We start from the raw sequence: 4,874 nt of genomic DNA on the forward strand, positions 1-4,874 counted from the left end.
TGGCCGACCGCGCCAGCGTGCGCCACGTCCCCGGCGGCAAGAAGGCAGAAGGCGCGGGCGAGCCCAAGCCCGGCCGTTCCAGCAGGCGCGGCCGCGGCAAGGGCGAGCATGCCGAGCAGAAGGCCGCCGCAGCCCAGCCCGCGCGCAAGCCGCGCCGCCGCCGCTCCACCAAGGTGGCGGGAGGCGCCGCGCAGGACGGCCAGACGCAAGCCCCGGGCACCGATCACGCGCAGGCTGCAAACGTCGCTCCCGCCGGCAAGCAATCCGGTCAGGGCGGCAATCAGCCCAAGGAAGGCCAGGCCAAACGCCGCGGCATGCAGCCGAGCAAGCGTCGCGGCCAGGGCGGCAAGGACGCCAAGCAGCAGCCCAACCAGGGCGGCAAGCAGTCCGGGCAGGCGCAGCAGGCAGGCAAGCGCGGTCAGGGCTCCAAGGGCGGCGCCGACGCGCAGCGCGGCGGCAAGCCCGACAATCAAGGTCCTAAGCCTCGCGTGCGTCCCGGCCAGAAGTCCTCGGGCCTGGCTCAGGGTCCCCGTCCCGACCAGGGTGGCCAGCGCAAGCAGCGCGAGGGCGGTCAGGAAGGCCAGGCCCCGGGTCAGCATCGCCGCGCCCGTCGCCGCAGCCATAAAGCCGCAGGCGCCGGCGAGGGCCAGGGCGCCCCGCAGGGCAACTAGCAGCATTTCGCGCCCCCGCTTGGGCAAAAGCGGGGGCGCCTGCGTCAGGAGGTATCAACATGCACGGGGAAAACGGCCACGAGCTGCTCACCGACCTGTATCAGCTGACCATGGCCCAGGGCTATTGGGAAACGGGGCAGGGCGCCACGCAGGCGTGCTTCCATGCGTATTTCCGCGACTATCCCTTCCGCGGCGGTTACGCCATCGCCTGCGGCATGGACCAGCTTGCCGAGCTCATCGACGGGTTCTCGTTCAGCGCCGAGGACGTGGAATATTTGGGAAGCCTTGATGCGCCGGGCGGGGGCAAGCTGTTCAAGCCGGAGTTCCTGGATTACCTGCGCACGTTCTCGCTGCGCGTGGACGTCGACGCCGTGCCCGAGGGCGCCGTAGTGTTCCCGCACGAGCCGATTGTGCGCGTGATGGGCCCCATCATGGATTGCCAGCTCATCGAGACGGCGCTTCTGAACTGCGTGAACTTCGAAACGCTTATCGCTACCAAGGCAGCTCGCGTGTGCCTGGCGGCACATGGCCTGCCCGTTGCCGAGTTCGGCCTGCGCCGTGCCCAGGGCGCAGGCGGCGGCATGTGGGCCAGCCGCGCCGCCGTGGTAGGCGGCTGCGCGTCCACGTCCAACGTGCTTGCGGGCAAAACCTACGGTCTGCCGGTGTCGGGCACGCACGCGCACTCGTGGGTGATGTCGTTTCCCAGCGAGTTGGAGGCGTTCCGCGCCTACGCGCGCGAGTTCCCGCGCAACTGCGTGCTGCTCGTGGACACCTACGACGTGGAGCAGGGCATCCGCAACGCCATCACCGTGGGCCTTGAGATGCGCGCCCAGGGCGAGCGCCTGGCCGGCATCCGCATCGACTCGGGCGACCTAGCCTGGTTGGCGAAGATGGCGCGCCGCATGCTCGATGCCGCTGGCTTGGACGATTGCGGCATCGTGCTGTCCAACGACCTGGACGAATACACCATCCAGTCCATCTTGGACGAAGGCGCTCCCGTGAGCAGCTGGGGCGTGGGCACCAAGCTTGCCTGCGCGTTCGACCAGCCCACGCTCGGCGGGGTGTACAAGCTTTCCGCAACGCGTGCCCCGGGGCAGGCCGAATGGGTGGACCGCTTGAAGATCAGCGAGTCCGCGTCGAAGCTGACGGTGCCGGGCGTGCTCGATGTGCGCCGCTACTACAACGACGACGGCACCATCGCCGGCGATATGGTGTTCGATGTGAACACCGGCGTGGACGAGGGCCAGGTCATCGTGGACCCGCTCGATTCCATGCGCCGCAAGAAGCTTGCGGGCAAGCGGTTTTCCACGATGCTCGAGCCTCTGGCCCGCAACGGCAAGGTGGTGCTCGATGCAGAAGGACGCAGCGCCATGGAGGCGCAGCGGCGTTGCCGTGAAGGTCTGGCCTGCTTGGACGAAAGCCAAAAGCGCATGCTCAATCCCCATACCTATCCGGTGGGCCTGGAGTATGGTCTTTGTGAGCGCCGTCGCGCGCTTGTTGGCAAGCTTCGCGGTATCGCTTAGGGTTGGATGTAATGTATGCGCGCTTGACGGCGCGTTTCCGATAGGGGGGGTTCATGATCAGGATCATCACCGATTCCGTGTCTTCGATCACGCAGGAGATGGCCGCCCAGCTTGATATCCAGGTGGTCACGCTGTACGTGAACCGCAGCGGCAGGGAATACGAGGACGCAACCATGGATCTGGATGCGTTCTATGCCGATATCTACGACATGGTGGACGATATCCCCACGTCAAGCCAGCCCTCCCAGCAGCTGCTGGAAGAGGCGTTCGAAGATGCCGCCCGCGCTGGCGACCAGGTGTGCGGCATCTTCATCTCAACGGGCCTTTCGGGCGCCTACGATGGCGCCCTGCGCGCCATCCGAGCGGTTGCCGCGCGCAACATCGGCTTCAAGTGGGAGCTGATCGACTCGCAGTCGTGCGGCTTCGACGAGGCCTTCCCCGTGCTCGAGGCGGTGGCGGCGCGCGATGCGGGCGAGGACCTGCGCGGCGTGGCCCAGGCGGCCCTCGACGCCATCGAGCGCACTCGATTCCTCTTCACGCCGGAAAGCCTGACGTTTTTGCAGAAGGGCGGCCGCATCGGCGGCGCTGCGGCGCTTCTGGGCAACCTCATTCAGCTGGCTCCGGTGCTCGCCGTGCGCGACGGCTCTCCGGTCACCTATGCCAAGGTGCGCACGCGAAAGAAAGCCCTCGACAAGATAGTCGCCGCCATGAAGGCCGACATCGAGGAGCATGGCCTGCGCGATGTGGTGGTGCACTATATCGGCGACAAGGCGCCGGCGGTGAAGTGGGCGCACGAGGTCATCGAGCCCATGCTCGGACGCAAGGTCAGCGTGCTTCCCGTAAGCCCGGTGGTGGGGCTGCACGTGGGCCCGGCCATCGGCGTCGCCTATGAATGCGCGCATGCCATATCGGGCAAATTGACCGGGCCGAAGGCGGCCCTGACCTGCGCTTCCTAGGCGCGAAGCGAAAACCCGCCCACCGCCTGCGGGCGCGGGCGTTCCAACGAAAGGAGATGCATGGAAGCTCAGCCGAAATGCAATCTGATCATCGACTCCTGCTGCGACCTTCCCTTCGAGGTGGTCGACCGTCCCGGCGTGCAGCTGCTGGAGTTTCCCTATATCGACGAGAAGGGCGAGCATAGCGACGATCTGTATCGCACCGTCACGCCGCACGAGTTCTACGAGGGCATGCGCGCAGGTTCGCAGCCGTCCACGGCGCAGGTGCCCGTGACGGTGTTCCACGACGTGTTCTCGAAGGCCATCGAAAGCGGCGTTCCCACGGTGTACCTGAGCTTCACCAGCGGCCTTTCCGGCAGCTTCAACACGGCGGTGATGATGCGCGATCAGCTGATCGCCGAGCATCCCGACGCCGAGCTGTACGTGGTCGACACCTATCTGGCGTCGGTCGCCGAGGCGCTGTTGGTCTACGAGGCCCTCAATCAGCGCGACAACGGCATGACGGCGCGTGAGCTGGCGGCGTGGGCCGAGGAGGCGCGCTACTTCGTGGACGCGGAGTTCATGGTCGACGACCTGGAATCGCTGCGCCGCGGCGGCCGCATCCCTAGCACGGTGGCCTATGCGGGTGCGAAGCTTGATGTGAAGCCCCTGCTCAACATCAGCATCGAGGGCAAGCTTGCGCTGACGGGCGTGGCGCGCGGCCGCAAGAAGGGCATCAGGCAGCTGGCCGAGTACTGCTCGAAGCGCATGACCGACCAGATGCCGGGCCGTTGCGTGGTCATCGGCAACGCCGACTGCCCCAAGGACGCGGCGCGCCTGAAGGAGCTGCTGGCGAAAGAGGACGACAACCTGCTGTTTTTGGAAAGCAGCATCGGTCCGGTCATCGGCAGCCACGTCGGGCCGGGCATGCTGGCCGTGGTGTTTTGGGGCGGCGATAAGCGCGAGGAGCTTTCGGTGGCCGACCGCATCGCCCGCAAGATCAAGAAAGAGGGTTAAGCCATGACGAAGGCTTTCGTGTTCGCAGGAAACGAGACGGTGGGGAATATGGTGGCCGATCGCCTGTGCGGCGCGGGCTGGCAGCGCGTGGGCGATGCGGGTGCGGCCGACGCCGTCCTTACCTACTTCACCACGCAGACTGCGCTCGAGGACGCGTACTTCGGCGATAACGGCATCGTGCAGGGTGCGCGAAAGGGTACCCAGATCATCGACCTGTCGTGCACCACGCCCACGTTCGCGCGCGAGCTCAACGCCATGGCCTGCGTTGCCGACCTGGTCGCTGTCGAGGCGCCGCTCGTGGTCACCGACGTGGCGGTCCCCGATGCGTTCGCGGCCCGCGAGAACCTCGGCTGCTTCGTAGGCGGCGAGGAGGACTGCGTGGAGGCTGCGCGCGAGGTGCTCGACCTGCTGGTGGCCCACGTCACCGACGCCGGCGGCCCGGGTTCGGCCCAGCTTGCCCGCGCCGCGTACAGCCTGCAGGCGGCGGCGCAGCTGGTCGCCGCCGTTGAGGCCGACGCGTTGTACCACGCGGTGCGCACGTCCTCCGATATGGGCGAGATAGCGGGCATGCGCGCCGGCGCGATCACGCCGGCCGGCGATGCGCTGCTGGCCGCCGTCACCGACGGCCGCTTCGACGGCACCTACACCGTGGAGATGCTCATGGGCGAGCTGACCGCGGCCCTGACCACCGCCGACGACGCCGACCTCATCCAGCCGCAGGCCGAGGC

General features: G+C 67.3%; 5 protein-coding genes. All 5 read left to right on the top strand.

The window, feature by feature from the left end; all coding sequences use genetic code 11:
* A partial coding sequence (locus Q0H50_RS08350; RefSeq protein ID WP_294421348.1) for a hypothetical protein occupies positions 1-671 on the top strand: 671 nt, incomplete at its 5' end.
* A gap of 59 nt (positions 672-730) precedes the next feature.
* A complete protein-coding gene (locus Q0H50_RS08355; RefSeq protein WP_294421350.1) occupies positions 731-2,194 on the top strand; it encodes a nicotinate phosphoribosyltransferase in 1,464 nt (487 codons plus the stop codon).
* Between the two features lie 53 nt (positions 2,195-2,247).
* A complete protein-coding gene (locus tag Q0H50_RS08360; protein WP_294421353.1) occupies positions 2,248-3,150 on the top strand; it encodes a DegV family protein in 903 nt (300 codons plus the stop codon).
* Positions 3,151-3,210: 60 nt separating this feature from the next.
* A complete protein-coding gene (locus Q0H50_RS08365) occupies positions 3,211-4,146 on the top strand; it encodes a DegV family protein (protein ID WP_294421356.1) in 936 nt (311 codons plus the stop codon).
* A gap of 3 nt (positions 4,147-4,149) precedes the next feature.
* On the top strand, positions 4,150-4,874 hold a 725-nt coding region (locus tag Q0H50_RS08370; RefSeq protein ID WP_294421358.1), incomplete at its 3' end, for an NAD(P)-binding domain-containing protein.

The organism is uncultured Senegalimassilia sp. (assembly GCF_934632265.1).
Taxonomy (GTDB): Bacteria; Actinomycetota; Coriobacteriia; order Coriobacteriales; family Eggerthellaceae; genus Senegalimassilia.

Excerpts from the sequence above, each read along its gene's own strand:
- Q0H50_RS08355 (WP_294421350.1), top strand. The coding sequence starts at position 731 with ATGCACGGGGAAAACGGCCACGAGCTGCTCACCGACCTGTATCAGCTG.
- Q0H50_RS08365 (WP_294421356.1), top strand. The coding sequence starts at position 3,211 with ATGGAAGCTCAGCCGAAATGCAATCTGATCATCGACTCCTGCTGCGAC.
- Q0H50_RS08360 (WP_294421353.1), top strand. The coding sequence starts at position 2,248 with ATGATCAGGATCATCACCGATTCCGTGTCTTCGATCACGCAGGAGATG.